This is a genomic window from Tardiphaga sp. (assembly GCF_028290495.1).
Taxonomy (GTDB): Bacteria; Pseudomonadota; Alphaproteobacteria; order Rhizobiales; family Xanthobacteraceae; genus Tardiphaga.
The window spans coordinates 23837-46436 of sequence record NZ_JAQGJT010000063.1; the positions used below are offsets into that span (position 1 = coordinate 23837).

Consider the following 22600-nt stretch of genomic DNA (forward strand, 5'->3'; position numbering starts at 1 on the left):
GGTGAACGGACGCAACAAGCCTCACCCTGTGGCGACGTACCTGAAATTTCGCAAAACCATCGCCGCGCGTAAGATGGTAGGCGAAATCTTAAAGAGGGCCCTAAAAACTGAGCATTCGGGCATTACTCGATTAAGGACAGTTTTAGCGGTTTGTTGTGGCGACGCGTGAATAGGCTATGAACTCCATAGGCCGAAAAGACATCGGCTGTACTTTGGAGTTCAGATGCGCGTCGCGATCGTCCACGATTGGCTTTATACGATGGGCGGCGCCGAGCAGGTGCTGCGCGAACTGCTGCGCTGCTATCCGCATGCCGACGTGTTCACGCTTTTCGACGTTCTGTCGCCGGAAGACCGCGCCAAGATCGGCTTCAAGAAAGCACATACCAGCTTCCTGCAGAACATGCCGTTCATCCGCAAGATGCACCGCAAATATTTGCCGCTGATGCCGATCGCGATCGAGCAGTTCGACCTGTCGGGCTATGATCTCGTGATCTCCAGCAGCTACGCCGTCGCCAAGGGCGTCATCACGGGACCAAACCAGTTGCACATCTCGTACGTGCATTCGCCGATGCGCTATGCGTGGGATCTGCAGCACGCTTATCTGAATGAAAGCGGCTACACCGCGGGCATCAAGGGCGCGCTGGCGCGCGCGCTGCTGCACCGGATGCGGATCTGGGACGTGCGCACGGCGCATGGACCGGACGCGATGATCGCCAATTCCAACTTCGTCGCCAAGCGCATCAAGAAGGTCTATGGCCGCGATGCCACTGTGATCTATCCGCCGGTGACTATGCCTGCCGAGGTGATCGACCGTCCCATCGCCGGTCATTTTCTCGCTGCCAGCCGTATGGTGCCCTACAAGAAGATTGAAGCCGTCATCCAGGCCTTCGCCGAATTGCCGGACCTCAGACTGGTCGTTGCAGGCGATGGTCCTGACGCCGAGCGGTTGAAGAAGATGGCGGGTCCCAATGTGACCTTTGCCGGCTTTGTCAGCGACGCGGATCTGCGCGAGTTGATGGGTACGGCGCGCGCCTTCGTGTTCGCCGCGGAGGAAGATTTCGGCATCATCGTCGTCGAAGCGCAGGCGGAAGGCGCGCCTGTGCTGGCGCTGGGGCGCGGCGGTGCGCGTGAGACGGTCTCGGCCGCACCGGGCAATCGCACCGGAATGTTTTTCGATTCAACCGAGCCGGCAGCGATCGCGCAATGCGTTCGCGCCTTTGTCGCGCAAGAGGATACGTTTTCCAGGGCCGATTGCCGGGCGCGGGCCGCCGGATTTTCGGCCGAGCGTTTTCGCGCGGAGTTTGTGGCTTTTGTGGACGCCCAGATGGGCACCTTCACGGGCGAACGACGACGCGCGCCTGACGGCGCTGCCGACAGCACGGGCCGGCGTCGGCGCTGGACGGATGACGAGCGCCGCAAGCAAACGCCGGCGGCGTAATCAGTTGACCTGATCGGTAGGCCTGCGTGCGCCGTGTTCGGGAAAGCGCGACAGCAGCGCGGCTTTCAGGAATTTGTAATGTGAGATGCTGACGGTGAGTTCACGCAGTCGGCGTTGACCATTGGAGATGTCCTTCTCGAACAGGTCCAGGTGTTCGCTGTCGATCTTTTCGCGCGTGAGATATTCGTCATTGCCGTTGCCGAAGGTGACCGCTGCGCGCGACAGCACGTCATCGACCCGGCGGGTGAGGCCGACCTGTTCGGCTTCGGCGCCGGTCAGTGCGTGATCCAGCGAGGCCATGATGGCATCGATACGCCCGCGATCGGTCTCGGCGTCACGCGCGGCGGAACGCGCCTTGAACTCGCGGTCGCCGAGGATGCCTCGCAAATAGCTCTGGGCACGAGATCGCAGAAATCGCTGGAACATGTCGCGCCGCCCCGTCCAATCGCGCGGAAGATAAATCGCGTCTCTATTCCATGGGTGATCATCGTTAGGAATTGGTTAACAGGTGCCTGGGTGCCGGTAGTGGCCGCTGAATTTTCGATTTCGCGACGGCGGTAGCGCCGAGTTGCAGAAAAATACCGGAAAAACGAGCGTCCAAAACTCTCGGATCATTGAAATTATTACTCAAATTGGCGTGTCACACGAGTGTCATCCAGCTGCAATATTAGCTCCACAGCAGGCTTCTAAAGAGGCGGCACAGGGCTTCGGAACAACAAGCTCTTGACCCAGATGGAGACCACCATGAAATTCCTCAAGGCAATCGTCGCCGCCGGCCTGATGGCCGCGTCGACCTCGGCATTCGCTGCCGACATCACCGGCGCGGGCGCCACCTTCCCTTTCCCGGTCTATTCGAAGTGGGCTGATGCCTACAAGAAAGAGACCGGCAATGGCCTGAACTACCAGTCGATCGGCTCCGGCGCCGGCATCAAGCAGATCCAGGCCAAGACCGTGACCTTCGGCGCCACCGACGCGCCGCTCAAGGCTGAAGTCCTTGAGAAGGACGGCCTGGTGCAGTGGCCGATGGTGATGGGCGCGATCGTGCCCGTCGTGAACCTCGAAGGCATCAATTCCGGAGAGCTGGTTCTGTCCGGCGAACTGCTGGCCGACATCTATCTCGGCAAGGTCACCAAGTGGGACGATGCCGCGATTGCCAAGCTGAACCCCAAGCTGAAGCTGCCCTCGGCCGCCATCACCGTGGTTCGCCGTTCGGACGGTTCGGGCACCACCTTCAACTTCACCGACTATCTCGCCAAGGCGAGCGCTGACTGGAAGACCAAGGTCGGTTCGGGCACCGCCGTCGAATGGCCGGTCGGCGTTGGCGCCAAGGGCAATGAAGGCGTTGCCGGCAACATCAGCCAGACCAAGAACGCGATCGGCTACGTCGAGTACGCCTACGCCAAGCAGAACAAGCTGACCTACGCCGGCTTGATCAACAAGGCCGGCAAGACTGTGCAGCCGACTATCGCCGCCTTCCAGGCTGCCGCGTCGAACGCCGATTGGGCCAAGGCTCCCGGCTACTATGTGATCCTGACCGACCAGCCGGGCGAAGCCTCCTGGCCGATCACTGCCGCGACCTTCATCCTGATGCACAAGGCGCCGGCCGACAAGGCTGCCTCCACGGAAGCCGTCAAGTTCTTCACCTGGGCCTTCGCCAAGGGCGGCAAGATGGCCGAAGAACTCGACTACATCCCGATGCCGGAGCCGGTGGTCAAGCTGATCGAGAAGACCTGGTCGGCTGACATCAAGAGCTGAGCTGGAAGATCGTCATTGCGAGCGTAGCGAAGCAATCCAGAAAGCCACGGCAAGACTGGATTGCTTCGTCGCTTCGCTCCTCGCAAAGACGGCATGCCGATGAGTTTTCAGGTAGAGTCAAACGAACAGGGGACTGGCGTGGCAGATATGGCCGTACAGAGCTCGTCGATGGAAGCCGCCGGACCGTATGATCGCGCGAAGGCGCTGAGCGCTTTTAAATTCGGCGATCAGGCGTTCTACTGGGTCACGCGCATTTGCGCGCTGTCGGTCCTGCTCATTCTCGGCGGCATTATTCTATCGCTCATCGCCGGCGCCTGGCCGGCGATGAAGGAATACGGCTTTGCGTTCTTGTGGACGCAGCGCTGGGCGCCGTCCGCCGATCCGCCGGTGCTCGGGGCGCTTGGCCCGATCTACGGCACGCTGGTCACCTCGCTGATCGCTATGGCCATCGCCATTCCGGTCGGCCTCGGCATCGCGATCTTCCTCACCGAATTGTGCCCGCAGTGGCTGCGCCGCCCGATCGGCATGGCCGTCGAACTGCTCGCCGGCATTCCGTCGATCATTTACGGCATGTGGGGCTTCTTCGTGCTCGGCCCGTTCCTGGCCAACCACGTACAGCCGTTCATGATCGCCACCTTCGAAGGCGTGCCGGTGCTCGGTACCATTTTCGCGGGACCTCCCTCATATCTCAGCCTGTTCAACGCAGCATTGATCCTCGCCATCATGGTGCTGCCTTTTATCACCTCGATCTCGGTCGACGTGTTCAAGACGGTGCCTCCGGTGCTCAAGGAAGCCGCCTACGGCGTCGGCTGCACCACTTGGGAAGTCGTCCGCAACGTCGTCATCCCCTATACCCGCGTCGGCGTGATTGGCGGCGTGATGCTGGCGCTTGGCCGCGCGCTCGGTGAAACGATGGCGGTGACCTTCATCATCGGCAACTCGTTCCGGATTTCCGGTTCGGTGTTCGGACCGGGCACCACGATCTCCGCGGCGATCGCCAGCGAGTTCGCTGAGAGTGACGGGCTGCATCAGTCCGCGCTGATCCTGCTCGGATTGCTGCTGTTCGTCCTGACATTCTTCGTACTTTCCGGCGCGCGCCTCATGCTGATGCGTCTTGAGAAGAAGGCGGGCAACTGAAATGAACCCGATTTACGCCTCCCGGCGCCGCACCGATTTCATCATCCGCACCTTGTGCTTCGGGGCCGCGATCTTCGGCGTCACCTGGCTGGCGCTGATCCTGTTCACGCTGTTCGCCAACGGCCTCGCCGGCATCAGCGTGCAGCTGTTCACCCAGAACACGCCGCCGCCCGGTTCGGCGGAAGGCGGCCTGCTCAACGCCATCGTCGGCTCGATCATCATGACGGTGATCGGCGTCGGCATCGGTGCGCCGCTCGGCCTGTTCGCCGGCACTTATCTTGCCGAATACGGCAAGAACGACCGGCTCACCTCGGTGATCCGCTTCATCAACGACATCCTGCTGTCGGCGCCCTCGATCATTATCGGCCTGTTCGTCTATGGCGCGGTGGTGGTGCCGATGGGGGGCTTCTCGGCCTTCGCCGGCTCGCTGGCGCTCGCCGTGATCGTCATCCCTGTGGTGGTGCGTACCACCGAGGACATGCTCGGCCTAGTGCCCAATCCGCTACGAGAAGCGGCCTCCGCGCTGGGCCTGCCGCGCTCGCTGGTGATCAAGCGGATCGCCTACCGCGCAGCCCGCGCCGGTCTCATCACCGGTGTGCTGCTGGCGACGGCCCGTGTCGCCGGCGAAACGGCGCCCTTGCTGTTCACCGCGCTGAGCAACCAGTTCTTCAGCCTGGACCTCTCCAAAACGATGGCCAACCTGCCGGTGACCATCAACAACTTCGTTCAGAGCCCCTACGAGTACTGGAAACAGCTCGCCTGGAGCGGTGCCCTGATCATCACCCTGACCGTACTTGCCCTTAACATTGGCGCGCGCATCCTCAGCGCCGAGAGGACAGCCAAATGAGTGAGCTCTCTGTATCTTCTGCCATCTCCAACGTATCGCTGCCGCCGCAGGTCGCGATGGGCGAGGAGCGTTCCAAGGTCAGCGTCCGCGACCTGAACTTCTATTACGGCGAACACCACGCTTTGAAGCACATCAACCTGACGCTGGTTGCCAACCGCGTCACGGCCTTCATCGGGCCGTCGGGCTGCGGCAAGTCCACGCTGCTGCGGATTTTCAACCGCATGTATGACCTCTATCCCGGCCAGCGTGCCGAAGGCCAGGTCATGCTCGACAGCCAGAACGTCCTCGATCCTAAGCTGGATCTCAACCTGCTGCGCGCCCGTGTCGGCATGGTGTTCCAGAAGCCGACGCCGTTTCCGATGACCATCTACGAGAACATCGCCTTCGGCGTGCGACTCTATGAGAAGATCTCGAAGTCCGAGATGGACGGCCGCGTCGAGAAGGCGCTGCGCGGCGGCGCGTTGTGGAACGAGGTCAAGGACAAGCTGAACGCCTCCGGCCTCAGCCTGTCCGGCGGCCAGCAGCAGCGTCTGTGCATCGCACGCACCATCGCCGTCAGGCCCGAGGTGATCCTGTTCGACGAGCCGTGCTCGGCGCTGGATCCGATCTCCACTGCGAAGATCGAAGAGCTGATCGATGAATTGAAGAACGATTACACGATCGCGATCGTGACCCACAACATGCAGCAGGCCGCGCGCGTCTCTGACTCCACGGCCTTCATGTATCTCGGCGAGCTGATCGAGTTTGGTCCGACCAACAAGATCTTCACCTCGCCGACCGATCGCCGCACCCAAGATTACATCACCGGCCGGTTCGGCTGACGCGTTGAACGCGGGAGGGATTTGACATGGCTTTTGAACATACCGCCAAGGCTTTCGATGGCGATCTGCAGGAACTGACCCGACTGGTCGCCGAGATGGGTGGCCTTGCCGAACGGCAGATCACCGATTCCGTCGATGCGCTGGTGCGCCGCGACGTGCCGCTCGGCGCCAAGGTCGCTGCGGCCGATCAGGAGATCGACCAGTTGCAGCGCGTCATCGAGGAGCGCGCCGTGCTGACCATTGCCCGGCGCCAGCCGATGGCGGTGGATCTGCGCGAGATCGTCGGCGCCATGCGCGTCGCCAGCGATCTGGAGCGGATCGGAGATCTCGCCAAGAACATAGGCAAGCGCGTCAATGCGCTGGACAACGACTTCCACCCGCTGAAGCTGATCCGCGGGCTCGAACATATGACGGATCTCGTGCAGTCGCAGGTCAAGGCCGTGCTCGATGCCTATGCCGCGCATGACCTGCCGGCGGCGATGGTGGTCTGGAAGGGCGACGAGGAGATCGACGCGATCTGTACCTCGCTGTTCCGCGAATTGCTGACCTACATGATGGAAGATCCGCGCAATATCTCGTTCTGCATCCATCTGATGTTCTGCGCCAAGAACATCGAACGGATCGGCGATCACGCCACCAACATCGCGGAAACCGTATTCTACATGATCGAAGGTCAGGCGATCCTCGACAAGCGCCCGAAGGGCGACATGACCACCTTTGCGAATGCTCCCGTCTAAACCGAGAAGGCCATACCGATGAATGCGCGCATTCTGGTTGTCGAAGATGAAGAAGCACTGACCACGCTGCTGCGCTACAACCTCGACGCCGAGGGCTATGAAGTGGAAACCGTGGCCCGCGGTGATGATGCCGACACGCGCCTCAAGGAGCGCGTGCCGGATCTGGTAGTGCTGGACTGGATGCTGCCGGGCCTGTCGGGCATCGAGTTGTGCCGTCGTCTGCGGGCGCGGCCGGAGACCAAGTCGCTGCCGATCATCATGCTGACGGCGCGCGGCGAGGAAAGTGAGCGTGTTCGCGGCCTGGCGACCGGCGCTGACGACTACATCGTCAAGCCATTCTCGGTGCCCGAATTGCTTGCGCGGGTGAAAGGCCTGTTGCGGCGCGCCGCGCCGGAGCGATTGGCGACCGTGCTGTCGTTCGGCGACATTGAACTCGACCGCGACAAGCGCCGCGTGGTGCGCTCCGGCCGGCCGATCGATCTTGGCCCGACCGAATACCGACTGCTGGAGTTTTTCCTCGAACATCCCGGCCGTGTGTTCAGCCGCGAGCAGCTGCTCGACAGCGTCTGGGGGCGCGACATCTATATCGATGAGCGTACCGTCGATGTGCACATCGGCCGCTTGCGCAAAATCCTCAACCCGCGCGGCGAGCAGGACCCGATCCGCACCGTGCGCGGCGCCGGCTACGCCCTCGACGACCGTTTCGCCAGCATCAGCGCGGAGCAGACGATCTAGCGTTCTATTCCACGGTTTCGAGTCGTGCACTTCAAGGAATGCGGCCCGGACGAATAATGCGCCCGGGCTGCTTTTTTAAAAACTCTGGTTATTCGGCGGCGCTGGCGACCGCCGGTGCCGTCGCTTTGTACTTGTCGAGCGCCAGATAGACGCCGCCCGCCACGACGATTCCGGCCAGCCAGCTGAGATCGGCACCGCCCAGCAGGTTGATCGAGATCGGTCCCTGCAGCGCCGGCACAAGGCCATCCTGAAACAGCCAGGCGGCGATCAGGCCGACGATGAAGGCGGTCATGCCGGTCCAGTTGATGTCGCCATAGGCACTGGCCTCCGGCGATTTGTAGAGTTCGGCGATGTCGATGTGGCCTTTCCGCTTGATGAAGAAATCGGCCAGGATGACGCCTGCGTAGGGGCTCATCCACATCAGCAGGCTGATCAGCCAGTTGTCGAAGGCTTTGGCAAATGACGGCGCGGAGATGAAGTAGATCGTCACCGCGTAGCCGGCGACGCCAACGATCAGCGCCAGCGCCGTCCGCGACAGCTTGAGGCCCATGCTCAAGGCCGCCAGTGCTGCGGAATAGACGTTGAGGATGTTGCTAGCGATCGGGCCGTGCAGCACCATCAGCAGCACCAGAAGGCTCGCAACGCCGCCGAACACCGCACTGACCATTTTGGCGGGATCCGCGTCGAGCGTGACCGAGGCGATGGTGGCGCCGAGGATGGCGAGCCACACCGAGGGAACGAACATGCCGATGTAGCTGTACCAGAACACTTGCTTCGAGGAGACGCTGCGCGGCACGAAGCGCGAATAGTCCGAGGCCCAGGTCACCCAGGAAATCCCCCAGCCGACGCCGACCGCGGTCATCAATAGCGTCAGCATCGCCAGGTGCGCGCCGGGCGGCAGCTCGCTCTTCAGCCCCCAGTTGACGACGCCGGCCTGGCTCCAGGCCAGGATGCTCATCAGCACCATGATCACGACGGTCGCCGGCACCGTGTATTTCTCGAAGGTGCGGATCGCGTAGAAGCCGTAGATGCCGATCAGCACCTGCAGCACCATCACGAGGGTGATGACGACGAAGTTCGCAAACCAGGTATCGGCGATGCCGAACTGCGCGAGGATCGCCATCGAGATCTTGACGGGGAAGTAGGTGTTGACGCCGATCCAGCCGAGCGTCATCAGGAACATCAGCAGGCTCGGCAGATAGGCGCCGCGGCGGCCGAAGGCAGCGCGGCTCAGAACCATCTGGTTGACGCCGGTCTTGTGGCCCATCACCGTGAAGGCCCCGAAGATCGCACAGCCGAACAGGTTTCCGATCACGATCACCGCGATCGTTTCCAGCAGGCCGAGCTTGAGAATGATGCCGAGCGCGCCGAGCGCCCAGTTCACCGGCGCGATGTTCGCCCCGGCCCAGATCCACATCTGCTGCGGCCCGGTGGAATCCCGGTCCGCGTCGGGAATAGGCTCGATGCTGTGAATGTCGGCCCGCAACTCGGAATTCGTCATGCTCGCCCCCTGTGCACAAAACGATGCTCGGGAAACAGGGGTAGCAAAAAGCGTACCAGCGGAAACGACCGCAGGTTGATCCTGAAATTGTATGCCGTCGTCTTGAATTAGCTAGGCGTGTGAGATTTTCCGCGCTGCACTTTCGGAAGCATGCTGCTTATCTTGTAGTCACGCCGGCGCCATTTGGTCGCTCGGAAAGTCCGGTGGCGCTCAATCCTCCGCTGTGAGCTGGGCGCTGGCATTCGCGCGTCCTGCAACTATCCGCTGCATCATCGCGATGAAAACCGCCTGTTCCTTTTTGCTCAAATTGCTCAGCGTGGCGCGATGGGCTTCGCGCGCGGGAGCTTCCAGCCGGTCGAGCAGCGCGGCGCCCGATGGCGTCAGCCGGCAGATACGCGCGCGGCGATCGTCGCCACCGATCGTGCGCTCGACCAGCTTGCGGGCTGCCAATCGTTTCAGGGCGCCCGTGGTCGTGGTACGATCCAGCGCAATATCGGCGGCTAAACTCGTCTGATCAGCGGTGCCGCGGCCAGCCAGCGCCGACAGCAGGCTGTATTGCAGCGGCGTGATGTCGGAGTGGGCGCAGGCTTCCTGGAACAAGGCGACGTGGATCTGGTGCAGCCGGCGGATCAGAAATCCCGGCCGCTGCGCCAACGGCCACGGGCGGTGTGCCTGTTTGGTTGCGGTCTTTTCCTGCGACTTTTTGACTTTTTGCACCGCACCCTCCTTATCGTGGCATCCTTCGAATACCATAAAATAAATATGGCACGACCTTTGCTTTTGTAAAATACGAAGTATGCTTCGTATTTAGGTGTGGCCCCCCGGGGGCACCTGGATGTCAAAGGAGATCACCATGTCCGTCACCCCGACTTTCGATCTGCTGCTTCGCGGCGGCCGCGTCATCGACCCGGCCTCGGGCATCGACGGCCTCAAGGATGTCGCGATCCGCAACGGCAAGATCGCCGCCGTGCAGTCCGACATCCTGCCGACCAGCGCCAAAGAGGTGATCGACGTCACCGGCCAGCTGGTGCTGCCGGGGCTGATCGATACGCATGGCCATGTATATCAGTATGTCACCGGGCGTTTCGGCATGAACCCGGATATGGTCGGTGTGCAGTCCGGCGTCACCACGCTGATCGACCAGGGCGGCCCGTCCTGCATGACGCTGCCAGGTTTCCGCCATTTCATCGCCGAGCCCGCCAAGTCGCGGGTCTATGCGTTCCTGTCTGCCTATCTGGTCGGCGGTCTCGAAGGCCACTTCTATCCCAACCTGTACAGCCCGGATGGCGTCGACATCGACGCCACCGTGAAATCAGCGATGGCCAATCTCGATCTGGTGCGCGGCATCAAGGCGCATGCCGAGATCGGCGGCTTCGCGCGCTGGGGCATTCGCGTGCTGGAGATGGCGTCGGAAATCGGCCGCCAGACCGAACTGCCGGTCTATGTGCATTTCGGCCAGCTCTGGGGCCTGCCGGAGAGCGGCACCAACGGCGAGGACGTCGATACGATTCTGGAGCGCGTGATCCCGCTGCTCAAGGAAGGCGACGTGCTGGCGCATCCGTTCACGCGGCATCCCGGCGGCTTCGTCAACCGCGAGGGCGAGGTGCATCCGGTGATCCAGGCTGCGATCGATCGCGGCCTCAAGATCGACGTCGGCCACGGCAGCCACTTCTCCTATCGGCTGGCGAAGAAGGCGATCGCCGCCGGCATCGTGCCGAACACGCTGGGCGCGGACATCCACGGCTACAACACCCACGTTCCCGCGCCGGCCGGCACGCCGGACCAGCATGAGGACGACGAGAACCATCCCTTCGCCGGCCAGGCCAAGTTCAGTCTGGTGCAGGCGATGAGTTCGATGATGGCGCTGGGCCTGACGCTGGAGCAGGTGGTGCCGATGGTGACGTCGAACCCGGCGAAGATGATCGGCCTGTCGGATACGGTCGGCGCGCTCAAGGTCGGCATGGATGCCGACGTCTCGGTGATCACCAACAAGCCCGGCCGCTACATCCTGCGCGACAACGAGAACACCGAAGTGGTGGCGAACGGGCTGCTACAGCCGGTATTCTGCCTGCGCGCTGGCACTCGCTACGACGCCGTCGCTGCGATTCTGCCGGAGGCGGTCGCCGCATAAGCGGCGATCAATCAGACGGAAGGCGGGGGGCAGGCCATGAGCGATGCGCGCGATTCTTCTTCTGCGGCGCCTGCTGAAAAGCAGGGCGTCGGCGCGCGCGTCCCGCGCAAGGAAGATGATCGGCTATTGCGTGGCCGCGGCCAGTTCGTCGCCGACATACGACTGGCCGGATTGCAGGACGTCGCTTTCGTCCGCAGCCCGGTCGCACACGCGCGGATCAAGGCGATCCACGTGCCGGAGCGCTATCGCGACGTCGTGTTTACCGCCTCGGACCTCGTCGGGGTCAAGCCGATCCGCGCGGTGACGAGTCTCGCCGGTTTCAAGATCTCCGATCAGCCGATACTGGCGACCGATAAAATAAGACAGGTCGGCGAACTCGTCGCCATGTGCGTCGCGTCGACGCGTGCCGAGGCCGAGGATATCGCGGCCTCCGTTACGCTCGATCTCGAAGAGCTTCCCGCCGTCTACGACATGCTGAAAGCACGCGAGCCCGGCTCGCCTTTGGTGCATGAGCACTGGGGTGACAACGTCTTTCTTGAAAGTTTTTTCGAGCTCGATATCGCCGGGGCTCTCGATGCGCCGATCAAGGTGACGCGCGAGATCTCGACCGCACGTCAATGCATGTCGCCGCTGGAAGGTCGGGGTGTCGTCGCCACGTTTGATCATCGTCTCGATCAGCTCACGCTCTATACGGGCAGTCAGATGCCACACATTGTGCGCAACGGTCTGTCCGACTGCCTTGAGATGGATCAAGGACAGATCAGGATTGTCTCTCCCGATGTCGGCGGCGGCTTCGGCTACAAGGGCATTCTACTGCCGGAAGAAGTCTGCCTGTCGTGGCTGACCATGAAGCTCGGCTTTCCGGTGCGTTGGATCGAGGATCGCCGCGAGCACCTCGTGGCCAGTTCGAACTGCCGCGAGCATCACTACAAGATCACCGTCTATGCCGATCGCGACGGCACGCTGCGTGGCATTGATTGCGAAGCGACCGTCGATTCCGGCGCCTACTCGTCCTATCCGTTCTCTGCCTGCCTGGAAGCGGCGCAGGTTGTCAGCATTCTGCCCGGCCCCTATCAGATGCCGGCCTATCGCTGTCGCACCTATTCGGTCGCGACCAACAAGTGCCCGATCCTGCCGTATCGCGGTGTCGCCCGCACCGGGGTTTGTTTTGCGCTGGAACTGATGCTCGATCTGGTTGCCGCTGAAGCCGGCCTTGAGCCAGGTGACGTCCGTCTGCGCAATCTGGTGCGGCCGGAGCAGATGCCGTTCGACAATATCACCAAGAAGCATTTCGACAGCGGCGATTATCCGGAAGCGATGCGCCGCGCACTGACGATGATCGACATAGATGCGGTGCGCGCGCGGCAGCGCAAGGGCGAGAACGATGGCCGGCTGATCGGCGTCGGCCTCTCGATCTATTGCGAGCAGGCCGCGCACGGCACCTCGGTCTATGCCGGCTGGGGCGTTCCGATGGTGCCGGGCCATGAACAGGCGACCGCGCGATTGACGCCTGATGGCGGGCTCGAACTGAAGGTCGGTGTGCACTCGCACGGCCAGGGGCTTGAAACGACGCTCTCGCAGGTCGCGTTCGAAATGCTCGGCGTCGATGTCGGCAAGATTCGCGTCGTGCATGGCGACACGGCCATGACGCCGTATTCGACCGGCACCTGGGGCTCGCGCTGCATGGTGATGGCGGGCGGCGCGGTCGCCACCGCCTGCTTTGAGCTCGGCGAACGCGCCAAGAAGATTGGTGCAAAACTGCTGCAGGTCGATGAAGCCAATGTGGTGCTGGTGGATGGCGAAATCCGCGGCCCCAATGGCAGCGTGACGCTGAAGGAAATCGCGCACACCTGGTATCGCCGCCCGCAAGATCTGCCGGGCGATGTCGATCCCGGCGGTCTCGAAGCCACCTCCGGCTACAAGCCGCAGCGCGACAGCGGCACGTTCAGTTATGCCGCCCATGCGGTGATCGTTGCTGTCGACCCTGATTTGGGCGATGTAGAAATTCTCGACTATGTCATCGTCGAAGACGGCGGCGTGCTGGTCAATCCGATGATCGTCGATGGCCAGATCTATGGCGGCCTCGCGCAAGGCATCGGCACCGCTTTGTACGAGGAGATGCCGTTCGACAGCGCTGGCCAGCCGCTCGCCACGACGCTGGCGGACTACCTTTTGCCGGGGCCTACGGAAGTGCCACAGCCGCGCCTCGACCACATGGAAACGCCGTCGCCCTACACCAAGTTCGGCGTCAAGGGCATCGGCGAGGGCGGCGCCATCGCGCCACCGGCCGCCATTGGAAATGCCGTGAACGATGCGCTGCGTGGCCTTGGCGTTGAGATGCTGCAGTCGCCGATCTCGCCGCGCCGCATCGTGTCGGCGATCATCGAGGCCCGCGACGCGCAAAGGCCAGCGGCATGAAGCCCGCCCCCTTCGCCTATGAACGTCCCCGCGACCTGCCGGCGGCGCTTGCCGCGATGGGAAGCTACGATGGCGTCGTAAAAATCATCGCCGGCGGTCAGTCGCTCGGCCCGATGCTGAACCTGCGTCTCGTCCAGCCGGACCTGATCGTTGATATTGCGGGCCTCGCCGAGTTGAAGCATGTCGAGCGCGTCGGTGAAGATTTAGTGATCGGCGCCTGCGTCACCCATGCCGACATCGAGGACGGCCGCATCGCTGACGTCACCCGTGGCGCCATGCAGCGCGTCGCCGCGGGCATCGCTTATCGCGCGGTGCGCAACCGCGGCACCATCGGCGGCTCGCTCAGCCACGCCGATCCCAGCGCAGACTGGGTGTCGGCGCTGTCGGCGCTCGGCGCAACGCTAACGCTGCGCAGCGCGAGCGGCGCGCGTCATGTCGCCATGAAGGACTTTATTGTTGGCGCGCTGGAAAGCGTGCTGGTGCCCGGCGAGATGATCGAGGCCGTGCGAGTGCCCGCAATGTCCGCTTCGGCGCGCTGGGGCTACGTCAAGGCCTGCCGCAAGACCGGCGAATTCGCCCATGCCATTGGCGCTGTGCTGATCGATCCGGCGGCGGCGACGGCGCGCGTTGTGATCGGCGCGGTCGAGGCCGCGCCCATCGTCATCGACGACGCGGCCGAATTTTTCGGTGGTCGAATCGATGGCGACTTCGGCCGAAAGTTCGATCCGCGCGTCGCCGACAAGCTGCTGTCGAATGCCGGCATCACGGACGCCGCCGACCGGCATATTCACATCGCCGTATTGCGCAAGGCTATCGCGGAGGCCGCGGCATGAACAATATCGAACTCACGGTGAATAGCCGCGCCGTCAACGCGCTGGTCGAGCCGCGCACCAGCCTGGCCGATTTCCTGCGCGACGAGCGTGATCTCACCGGCACCCATCTCGGCTGCGAACATGGAGTCTGCGGCGCCTGCACGCTCTTGCTCGACGGCGTGCCGGCGCGCTCCTGCATCACTTTTGCGGTGTCTTGCGACGGCGCGGATGTCACCACCATCGAAGGCCTCGATGATGACGAGATTGCCATTGAGCTTCGTGCGGCGTTCACCCGCGAGCACGCGCTGCAATGCGGCTATTGCACGCCGGGCATGCTGGTCTCGGCGCGCGATCTGGTGAAGCGGTTGCCGGACGCCGATGAGCAGGCCATCCGCGTCGGTATGAGCGGCAACCTGTGCCGTTGCACCGGTTATGTCGGCATCGTCAACGCCATCAGCTTGGTGATCTCGGCGCGCCGTGCCCGCGACATTGCGCCGGAACCCGATGCTGGCCGCAAGCTACTCGGCCCGGTCGGCTCGGGGCATCAGGCCTGCACGGCATCGCATAAGCTCGCCGCGCGGCCGCCCGCGATGATGGAGCAGGCCGCTGCTACGGTCGCGCCCCTCGTCATTCCCGATTTCACGCCGTCCACCATTCTCCAGCAGCACTTTGACGTCGCGCACCCACCAGCAACGGTGTTCGCGATGTTCGGCGACATCGCCGCCGTCGCATCCTGCCTGCCCGGCGCGTCGCTGACCGGCGTGCCGGTGCCGGAGCGCGTCGAGGGCGCGATCCGCGTGAAGATCGGGCCGATCTCCGCGAACTTCAACGGCGCGGCGCGCGTCGAAAGCGATCCTGCCGCGCTGTCCGGCCGTATCCTCGGGATTGGCCACGACCAGCGGAGCCGTTCGCAGACGCAGGGCGAGATTCGCTACCGGCTGCTGCCGATCGATGGTGGTGCTGCGACGCGGGTCGAACTGTCGATCGGTTTCAGCCTGACCGGCATGCTGGCGCAGGTCGGACGCTCGGGGCTGGTGCGCGATCTCGCCGCAAGGCTGATCGCCGAATTTGCGCGCAATCTCGATCGTCGCCTGTCCGGCGACGCGGGCGCAGCCATCGCGCCGGTCGCCGACTTGAATGGAATCTCGCTTGTCTTCGGCCTGCTGCGCGACCGCGCAATTCGGGCGTTGCGCCGGATCATCGGGCGCGGAGACCGGGCATCATGAATCGACGTTCGCGCATCCTGCGGGGCGGCGAGGTTTGGACTGCGCCACTTCACCAGCGTTCATTGGGAGAATGACATGACACGAACCTTCAAGGCCATTCCGGCGATCGCTCTGGCGCTCGCCGTGTTCAATGGCGCAGCCTATGCGCAAACCATCAAGATCGGCGTCAACGAACCGCTCACCGGCGCCTTCGCCGCTTCGGGCACCTATGTCGTCAACGGCGCCAAGATCGCCGCCGACGAAATCAACGCCAAGGGTGGCGTGCTCGGCAAGAAGATCGAGCTGGTCATCGAGGACAACAAGAGCAACCCGACCGAAGCCGCCGCTGTTGCGGAGAAACTCATCACCCGCGACAAGACACCGGTGCTGCTCGGCGCCTGGGGCTCCAGCCTGACGCTCGCCGTGATGCCGAAGCTGATCGAATACGAGACCGCGATGGTGGTTGAGACCTCGTCGGCCGGCAAGATCACTACCTCTGGCAATCCCTACATCTTCCGCATCTCGCCGCCGTCGGCGGTGGAAGGCGCGGCGTTCAGCAAGATCATCGACAAGCTCGCGATCAAGAAGGCCGACTTCCTGGTCATCAACAATGACTGGGGTCGCGGGACCGCCGAGGACTTCGGCAAGATGATGAAGGAGCACGGCATCACCATCGGTCTGGTCGAGACCATGGACCAGTCGGCACAGGACATGAGCGCCCAGCTTGCCAAGATCAAGGCGTCGGACTCCGAGACCGTCATCGTCACCACCGCGGTCGATCAGCTGACGCTGATCTTCAAGCAGGCCGCCGCGATCGGCCTGAAGAAGCGCATCATCACCACCGGCGGCTCGCAGAACCCCGACCAGATCATTGCCCAGGCGGGTGCTGCTGCCAACGGCACGATGCACCTGACCACCTTCCTGCCGTGGTACCCCGACAAGACGCCGAACCCGGAAGCTACCAACTACTTCATCGGTGAGTGGAAGAAGCGCGGCTTTGAATTCGCCGGCGTCACCGAAAGCTTTCGCGGCTATGACGGCATCCGCACCATTGCGGCGGCGATCGAGAAGGCCGGCAAGGCCGAGCCGGCGGCGATCAAGGCGGCGCTGTGGGAGATCAATATCAAGGGCCTGAACGGCGACATCGTGTTCAGGAAGTCTGGCCCCGCAGGCTCGGAGAGCGGCCAGAGCTTCCCGAACGTCTATCTGATCGAAATCACCGACGGCAAAGTCGGCATGAAGACGCTCTAACGCCAACTGTCATTCCGGTTCGCGTGCCGCGCGAGCGGCGCGCGAACCGCCGCCACTCCAATTGGAGTGGCGGGGAATCCAGACAAGTTCAGAACAGTTCAGGATTCCGGGTCTGCACCAGCCGGCTTCGCCGTCGGTCGTAGCCCGGAATGACATAGAGGATTAATTTTGGATCAGCTTCTGCAACATCTCCTCAACACGCTGGTGCTCGGTGGCACTTATGCGCTGCTAGGTATCGGGCTGACGCTGATCTTCGGCATCATGAACGTCGTGAATTTTACTCACGGCGTGCTCTACACCTTCGGCGCCTACATGATGTTCATCGTCGTGCATCAGCTTGGCGTGAATTTCTTTTTGGCGCTGCCACTGTCCATCGTCGCCGGCTGGCTGCTCGGCGCCGCGATCGAACTTCTGCTGTTGCGTCCCCTGCGTGGCGCGGATATCGACACCACCATGCTGGTGATGATAGGCGCCTGGATCGCCATGCAATCCGGCGCGCTGTGGATCTGGGGCGGCGTGGCAAAATCGGTCGATAACCCGTTTCCCGACGCGCCCTTGGTAATCGGCCCGGTCTCGGTATCCTGGCTGCGGCTGTTCGTGCTCGCCGCGGCGGCTCTTTTGATCGTGATCGCCTATCTGCTGATCAACCGCACCAGGCTCGGCAAGGCGATGCGCGCCACCTTCCAGGATTCAGATACGGCTGCTCTGATGGGCGTAAACGTCAGCTGGATCTACACCTCGACCTTCGCCATCGGCTCCAGTCTCGCGGCAGCCGCCGGCGCGCTGCTCGGCCCGGTATACGTGATCTTCCCGCAAATGGGCGACCTCGCGGCCGTGAAAGCCTTCGCCATCGTCATTCTCGGCGGCCTCGGTAACATCACCGGCGCGGTGATCGGCGGTTTCATTCTGGCGTTGGCCGAAGAACTAGGCGCCGGCTACGTCTCGTCGGGCTACCGTGACGCGATGGGCTTCCTGATCATCATCGCGGTGCTGATCTTCAAACCCACCGGGCTGTTCGCCAGGGCGGAGCGCGTCGGATGAACCGGATTGCGACGCTGATCTGTCTGGCCATCTTCGTGTCCGTGCCGCTGTGGCTGCAGGACCCTTATCTGCTGAATGCGCTGATCACCACCGGCATCTTCATCATCGGCGCGATGAGCCTCAACCTGCTGCTCGGCTTCACCGGCCAGCTTAGCCTTGGCCATATCGCTTTCTTCGGCATAGGCGCCTATGTCAGCTCGCTGACCTCGCTCGGCTTCGATGTCCCGCTCATCGGCGATTTCCACGTCGTGCATGTGCCGTGGCCACCGGTCGCCGGCTTCGCGCTGGCGATTGTGATATCGAGCTTCTGCGGCTATCTGGTCGGCCGGCTTTCGTTCAGCGTGCGCGGCGCCTATTTCGTCATCGTCACCATTTCCTTCGCCGAAGTGGTGCGGCTGGTGGCGTTGAACTGGGTCGAGTTGACGCAAGGCCCGCTGGCGCTGACCAATATTCCCTCCATCACCATAGGGCTGCCCGGCCTCGGCTATCTCGTGTTGAAGACCAAGCTGCACAATTACTATCTGGTGCTGGCGGTCGCGGCTGTGTCCTATCTCCTGATCGCGCGGCTGGTGCATTCGCATTACGGCCGCGCGATGCGCGGACTGATGGAGAACGAAACCCTGGCCGTCGCCGTCGGCATCGACGTGACGAGGACGCTGACGCTGGCCGCAGTGATCTCGGCCGGCATAGCCGGCGCCGCGGGCAGTCTCTATGCGCATTACATCCGCATCATCGATCCCGACGTGTTCGCCTTCATCAGCACCGTGACGATGGTGATCATGGTGGTGTCTGGCGGCAAGGGCTCGCTGGCGGGGCCGGTGATCGGCGGCGTGATCTTCGGTCTGCTGCCGGTGTTCCTGCGGCCGATCATGCCGCCGGAGGCGCAGTGGATCACCTATGGCGGTGTGCTGATCGTGATCCTGTTTGTGCTGCCGCGCGGCATCGTACCAACGCTGGCGCCGCTCCTTGGGCTGTCGCGCAAGCAGGGCAATACCTCGCGCAAACCGGTCGCTGTGGTGGAGGAGGGGGCATGACCATGCAAGCGCCTCGCGAAACCATTCTCAGCGTCGATCATGTCGGCATGCAGTTCGGCGGCCTTGTTGCTCTGTCGGATCTCAACTTCTCCGTCGGTGAAGGCGAGATTCTCAGCCTGATCGGCCCGAACGGCGCCGGCAAGACCACCGCGTTCAACCTGATGACCGGTTTCCTCACGCCGACCAAGGGCGAGGTGAAGTATCGCGGCGTCGTGCTGAAGGGCCTGAAGTCGCATGAGATCGCCGACCTCGGCCTGATCCGCACTTTCCAGCGTACCAGTGTATTTCCGCGCGATACGGTGTTCGACAACGTGCTGATCGGCCTGCACCGCCAGGGCAAGCTTGGCCTGTTCGAGGCGCTGCTCGGTCTGCCGCGCGCGCGCGCCTCCGAGCGCGCGCAGCGCGAGCGCGCCGCCGAACTGGTGTCGTGGATCGGGCTCGAGCACCGCGCCAACGATCTCGCCGGCTCGCTGTCCTATGGCGAGCAGCGGCTGGTCGGCGTCGCGCTGGCATTGGCGGCGCAGCCGAAGATGCTGCTGCTCGATGAGCCAGTCTCCGGCATGAACGCTTCGGAGACGCATACTTTCGTGCAGCTGATCCGCACCATCCGCGACCGCGGCATCACCATCCTCTTGGTCGAGCACGACATGCCGATGGTGATGGGCGTGTCGGACCGCATCGTGGTGCTGAACTACGGCCGCATCATCGCCGAAGGCACGCCCGACGAGATCCGCAACAATCCCGCTGTCATCGAGGCCTATCTCGGCCAGGGCGCCAAGCAGGTCGCGAAGCCTGATGCGCGAAAGGCCATACCGCATGCTTGAGATCACCGACATGGTCTGCGGCTACGGCCAGATCACCGCGCTGAAAGGCATCACGCTGAGCGTCAAGGCCGGGCAACTGGTGGCGCTGATCGGCGCCAACGGCGCCGGCAAGAGCACGACTTTGCGCGCGATCTCCGGCCTGGTGCCGCCGCGCGCCGGCACCATGACCTTCGAGGGCGAGGACATCACGTCAGCCGGTCCGCAGCGGGTGCTGAAGAAGGGTATCGCGCATTGCCCGGAGGGCCGCCGGGTGTTTCCGCACATGACGGTGGCGGAAAATCTCGATATGGGCGCCTATCTGCGCTCGGACACGTCGGAGATCGTCGCTGACCGCGACCGCATCTACGGCGAATTCCCGCGGCTGGCGGAGCGCCGCAAGCAAGCAGCCGGCACCTTGTCCGGTGGCGAGCAGCAGATGCTGGCGATCGGGCGCGCGCTGATGTCGCGGCCGCGGCTGGTGATGTTCGACGAGCCGTCGCTCGGGCTCGCGCCCAACATCGTGGAGCGCACCTTCGCGATCATTCGCGCCATCCGCGATGCCGGCACCACGGTGCTGCTGGTCGAACAGAATGCCTTTGCCGCGCTGGACATGTGCGATCATGCCTATCTCCTGGAAGCCGGCCGCGTGGTGCTGTCAGGCGCAGGCAGCGACCTGATCGAGAACGAGCATGTCCGGCGGGCCTATCTTGGCGGATGAGGTGGCCTGGGTCGCTGTTTGCGCGGCCGATCGGCTGAGCGAGCAGACGATGATCTGCGGCAGAGCGGCCGGCGTGGCGCTGCTGGTGATCCGCGACGGCGACCGGCTCTTTGCCTGCGAGCGCGCTTGTCCGCACGAGCAGGCCGATCTCAGCCTTGGCCGCGTCGATGACGGCAAGCTGTACTGCCCGCGCCATCTCGCCTGGTTCAGCCTGCAGGATGGCGGGATTTCACCGGGCTGGTCCAGCCGCGCGTTGCGGCGCTATCCCGCGCGGATCGCGAACGGTGAGGTGCAGGTGGATCTTGGCGCTGACGCGGGTTAGCCGGCCAGCGCGGCGGGCGAGATGCTGCGCTTGACGACGCTGCGCATCGCGAAGCTCGAATGCAGCCGCGATACGCCTGGCATCCGCGACAGGTGCAGCTTGTGAATGCGCTCATAATCCGCCATGTCACGCGCCTGCACCTGGACCAGGTAATCGTCATTGCCGGACATCAGGTGGCACGACACCACGTCCGGGCATTTGCGGATTTCCTTTTCAAAGGCCGCCAGCGCGTCTTCGCTCTGGCGCTCCAGCGTGATGTTGACCAGCACCGTCATCATGAAGCCGAGCTGGGTGGCGTCGATCTCGGCCGAATAGCCGCGGATTACGCCGCTCTCCTCGAGCTGGACCAGCCGCCGCGCGCAGGCCGTCGGCGACAGGCCGACGCGCTCGGACAGCAGCACCTGGCTGATGCGGGCATCCTTCACCAGCTCGCCGAGAATTTTCAGGTCGAACGAGTCGTGCGTCATGAGCTGGTTTCCGGTGAATAATGCTGGATTTTGTCTACCTGACGCAGAAATCCGCCGCAATACGCCAATTTTACCGGTGACTACGCCGGGAACTACCGCGACAGGGCTGGCATGGTGATGTGGCGCCATCTGCTGCATCCAGCCCGCCGAGGAATGTTTTCATGAAAGTTGTTGTTCTCGGCGCTGGCGTCGTTGGCGTGACATCGGCCTATTATCTCGCCCGCGCCGGCTTTGACGTGACGGTGCTGGAGCGCCAGCCCGGTGCGGGTCTCGAGACCAGTTTTGCCAATGCCGGCGAGGTATCGCCCGGCTACGCCTCGCCCTGGGCGGGGCCGGACGTACCGCTAAAGGCGATCCGCTGGATGATGGACAAGCACGGCCCGCTGGTGGTCCGGCCGCAGGTCGATCCCGCGATGTGGCGTTGGATCTTTCAGATGCTGCGCAACTGCACGGCCGATCGTTACGCGCTCAACAAGTCGCGGATGGTGCGCATCGCCGAATACAGCCGCGATTGCCTGCGCGAGCTGCGCGCCGACATCGGCATCGCCTATGACGAGCGCAGCCAGGGCACGCTGCAGCTGTTCCGCAAGCAATATCAACTCGACAGCGTCGGCGGTGATATCGCCGTGCTCAAGCAATACAATGTGCCCTACGAGGTGCTGGACGTCGAAGGCTGCATTCGCGTCGAGCCGGGCCTGGCCGCGACGCGCGACCGTTTCGTCGGTGGTCTGCGGCTGCCGGACGACGAGACCGGCGATTGCCACAAGTTCACGCAGCGGCTCGCGCAGGTCGCGGCCGGGATGGGTGTGAAATTCGAATATGGCGTCAATGTCACGTCGATCGATGTCGCCGGTGGACGTGTCGCGCAGGTGACGACGGACAAGGGCGCGTATACGGCGGACAGCTTTGTCGTCGCGCTCGGCAGCTTCTCGCCCTTCGTGCTGCGCCCGCTCGGCATCAAGGTGCCGGTCTACCCGGTCAAGGGCTATTCGATCACCGTGCCGATCGTCGATGCCGCGTTCGCCCCGGAGTCGACCGTGATGGATGAGACCTACAAGGTCGCGATCACGCGGATGGGCGACCGCATCCGCGTCGGCGGCACGGCGGAACTCAGTGGTTACGACATCAAGCTACATCCCAACCGCCGGGCGACGCTCGACCGTTCGCTGGTGGATCTGTTTCCGGCCGCCGGCGACCTGTCGCGCGCCGAGTTCTGGAGCGGATTGCGGCCGATGACGCCGGACGGCCCGCCGATCATCGGCACTGCGCGCTATCCGAACCTGTTCCTCAACACCGGCCACGGCACGCTGGGCTGGACGATGGCCTGTGGCGCCGCGCGGGTGGTGGCGGACCAGGTCGCCGGCCGCGCGCCGGAGATCGACGCCGACGACTTCAACCTGCGTCGCTACGGCTGAGGCCGGAGCGCC

At 63.4% G+C, this 22600-nt stretch carries 22 protein-coding genes; 18 read left to right on the forward strand and 4 right to left on the reverse strand.

All coding sequences use genetic code 11. The features are described from left to right. Positions 1–223: 223 nt before the first annotated feature. Entirely contained in the window at positions 224–1438 is a 1215-nt protein-coding gene (locus tag JWQ24_RS11970) for a glycosyltransferase (RefSeq protein WP_299807891.1), read from the forward strand. On the opposite strand, the gene JWQ24_RS11975 is transcribed toward JWQ24_RS11970, so the two are convergent. Beyond that, positions 1439–1864 (reverse strand): hypothetical protein, encoded by a 426-nt coding sequence (locus JWQ24_RS11975; protein WP_299807893.1) that lies wholly within the window; start codon positions 1862–1864, stop codon positions 1439–1441. A 318-nt stretch (positions 1865–2182) separates the two neighbouring features. Here JWQ24_RS11975 and pstS point away from each other — a divergent pair, with 318 nt between their 5' ends. The 6 genes from pstS to phoB all read left to right on the forward strand — a co-directional run bounded on the left by pstS (position 2183) and on the right by phoB (position 7470). Then, positions 2183–3193, forward strand: coding sequence for a phosphate ABC transporter substrate-binding protein PstS (gene pstS, locus JWQ24_RS11980; protein ID WP_299807895.1), 1011 nt, complete (start codon positions 2183–2185; stop codon positions 3191–3193). Positions 3194–3331: 138 nt separating this feature from the next. Next, positions 3332–4330 carry a phosphate ABC transporter permease subunit PstC gene (gene pstC, locus JWQ24_RS11985; RefSeq protein WP_299807897.1) on the forward strand — a complete coding sequence of 333 codons (999 nt, stop codon included), beginning with the start codon at positions 3332–3334 and terminating at the stop codon, positions 4328–4330. A gap of 1 nt (position 4331) precedes the next feature. After that, on the forward strand, positions 4332–5177 hold the full coding sequence (gene pstA / locus JWQ24_RS11990) for a phosphate ABC transporter permease PstA (protein ID WP_299807899.1): 846 nt from the start codon (positions 4332–4334) through the stop codon (positions 5175–5177). Further along, the gene (gene pstB / locus JWQ24_RS11995) at positions 5174–5998 is read left to right on the forward strand and encodes a phosphate ABC transporter ATP-binding protein PstB (RefSeq protein WP_299807901.1); all 825 of its coding nucleotides are present in this window, start codon (positions 5174–5176) and stop codon (positions 5996–5998) included. Before pstA ends, pstB begins: the two co-directional genes overlap by 4 nt. Before the next feature lie 26 nt (positions 5999–6024). After that, positions 6025–6735, forward strand: a complete 711-nt coding sequence (gene phoU, locus JWQ24_RS12000; protein WP_299807903.1) for a phosphate signaling complex protein PhoU — start codon at positions 6025–6027, stop codon at positions 6733–6735. 18 nt (positions 6736–6753) lie between these two features. Then, complete coding sequence (gene phoB, locus JWQ24_RS12005; RefSeq protein ID WP_299807905.1) at positions 6754–7470, forward strand: phosphate regulon transcriptional regulator PhoB; 717 nt, start codon at positions 6754–6756, stop codon at positions 7468–7470. An 88-nt stretch (positions 7471–7558) separates the two neighbouring features. Here phoB and JWQ24_RS12010 read toward each other — a convergent pair whose 3' ends face one another. Then, on the reverse strand, positions 7559–8971 hold the full coding sequence (locus JWQ24_RS12010) for a cytosine permease (RefSeq protein ID WP_299807907.1): 1413 nt from the start codon (positions 8969–8971) through the stop codon (positions 7559–7561). 210 nt (positions 8972–9181) lie between these two features. Continuing rightward, positions 9182–9688, reverse strand: a complete 507-nt coding sequence (locus tag JWQ24_RS12015) for a MarR family transcriptional regulator (protein WP_366521431.1) — start codon at positions 9686–9688, stop codon at positions 9182–9184. Between the two features lie 136 nt (positions 9689–9824). On the opposite strand from JWQ24_RS12015, the gene JWQ24_RS12020 reads away from it, so the two are divergent. From JWQ24_RS12020 to JWQ24_RS12065, 10 genes are all read left to right on the forward strand, one after another. Then, the gene (locus JWQ24_RS12020; protein ID WP_299807909.1) at positions 9825–11102 is read left to right on the forward strand and encodes an amidohydrolase/deacetylase family metallohydrolase; all 1278 of its coding nucleotides are present in this window, start codon (positions 9825–9827) and stop codon (positions 11100–11102) included. A gap of 36 nt (positions 11103–11138) precedes the next feature. After that, positions 11139–13520 carry a xanthine dehydrogenase family protein molybdopterin-binding subunit gene (locus tag JWQ24_RS12025; protein ID WP_299807911.1) on the forward strand — a complete coding sequence of 794 codons (2382 nt, stop codon included), beginning with the start codon at positions 11139–11141 and terminating at the stop codon, positions 13518–13520. Beyond that, complete coding sequence (locus JWQ24_RS12030; protein WP_299807913.1) at positions 13517–14353, forward strand: FAD binding domain-containing protein; 837 nt, start codon at positions 13517–13519, stop codon at positions 14351–14353. Before JWQ24_RS12025 ends, JWQ24_RS12030 begins: the two co-directional genes overlap by 4 nt. Further along, positions 14350–15558, forward strand: coding sequence for a 2Fe-2S iron-sulfur cluster-binding protein (locus tag JWQ24_RS12035; protein WP_299807915.1), 1209 nt, complete (start codon positions 14350–14352; stop codon positions 15556–15558). The genes JWQ24_RS12030 and JWQ24_RS12035 overlap by 4 nt, the downstream gene beginning before the upstream one ends. Positions 15559–15633: 75 nt before the next feature. Further along, positions 15634–16788 carry an ABC transporter substrate-binding protein gene (locus JWQ24_RS12040; RefSeq protein WP_299807917.1) on the forward strand — a complete coding sequence of 385 codons (1155 nt, stop codon included), beginning with the start codon at positions 15634–15636 and terminating at the stop codon, positions 16786–16788. Positions 16789–16956: 168 nt separating this feature from the next. Continuing rightward, positions 16957–17829 carry a branched-chain amino acid ABC transporter permease gene (locus JWQ24_RS12045; protein WP_299807919.1) on the forward strand — a complete coding sequence of 291 codons (873 nt, stop codon included), beginning with the start codon at positions 16957–16959 and terminating at the stop codon, positions 17827–17829. After that, entirely contained in the window at positions 17826–18863 is a 1038-nt protein-coding gene (locus tag JWQ24_RS12050; protein WP_299807921.1) for a branched-chain amino acid ABC transporter permease, read from the forward strand. The genes JWQ24_RS12045 and JWQ24_RS12050 overlap by 4 nt, the downstream gene beginning before the upstream one ends. Next, positions 18860–19687 (forward strand): ABC transporter ATP-binding protein, encoded by an 828-nt coding sequence (locus JWQ24_RS12055; protein WP_299807923.1) that lies wholly within the window; start codon positions 18860–18862, stop codon positions 19685–19687. The genes JWQ24_RS12050 and JWQ24_RS12055 overlap by 4 nt, the downstream gene beginning before the upstream one ends. Beyond that, positions 19680–20384 (forward strand): ABC transporter ATP-binding protein, encoded by a 705-nt coding sequence (locus JWQ24_RS12060; RefSeq protein WP_299807925.1) that lies wholly within the window; start codon positions 19680–19682, stop codon positions 20382–20384. Before JWQ24_RS12055 ends, JWQ24_RS12060 begins: the two co-directional genes overlap by 8 nt. Further along, entirely contained in the window at positions 20356–20706 is a 351-nt protein-coding gene (locus JWQ24_RS12065) for a Rieske 2Fe-2S domain-containing protein (protein WP_299807927.1), read from the forward strand. Before JWQ24_RS12060 ends, JWQ24_RS12065 begins: the two co-directional genes overlap by 29 nt. Here JWQ24_RS12065 and JWQ24_RS12070 read toward each other — a convergent pair. After that, positions 20703–21173, reverse strand: coding sequence for an Lrp/AsnC family transcriptional regulator (locus tag JWQ24_RS12070; protein WP_299807929.1), 471 nt, complete (start codon positions 21171–21173; stop codon positions 20703–20705). The genes JWQ24_RS12065 and JWQ24_RS12070 overlap by 4 nt on opposite strands. Before the next feature lie 161 nt (positions 21174–21334). Here JWQ24_RS12070 and JWQ24_RS12075 point away from each other — a divergent pair, with 161 nt between their 5' ends. Beyond that, entirely contained in the window at positions 21335–22588 is a 1254-nt protein-coding gene (locus tag JWQ24_RS12075) for a D-amino acid dehydrogenase (RefSeq protein WP_299807932.1), read from the forward strand. The last annotated feature ends 12 nt before the right edge of the window (positions 22589–22600 follow it).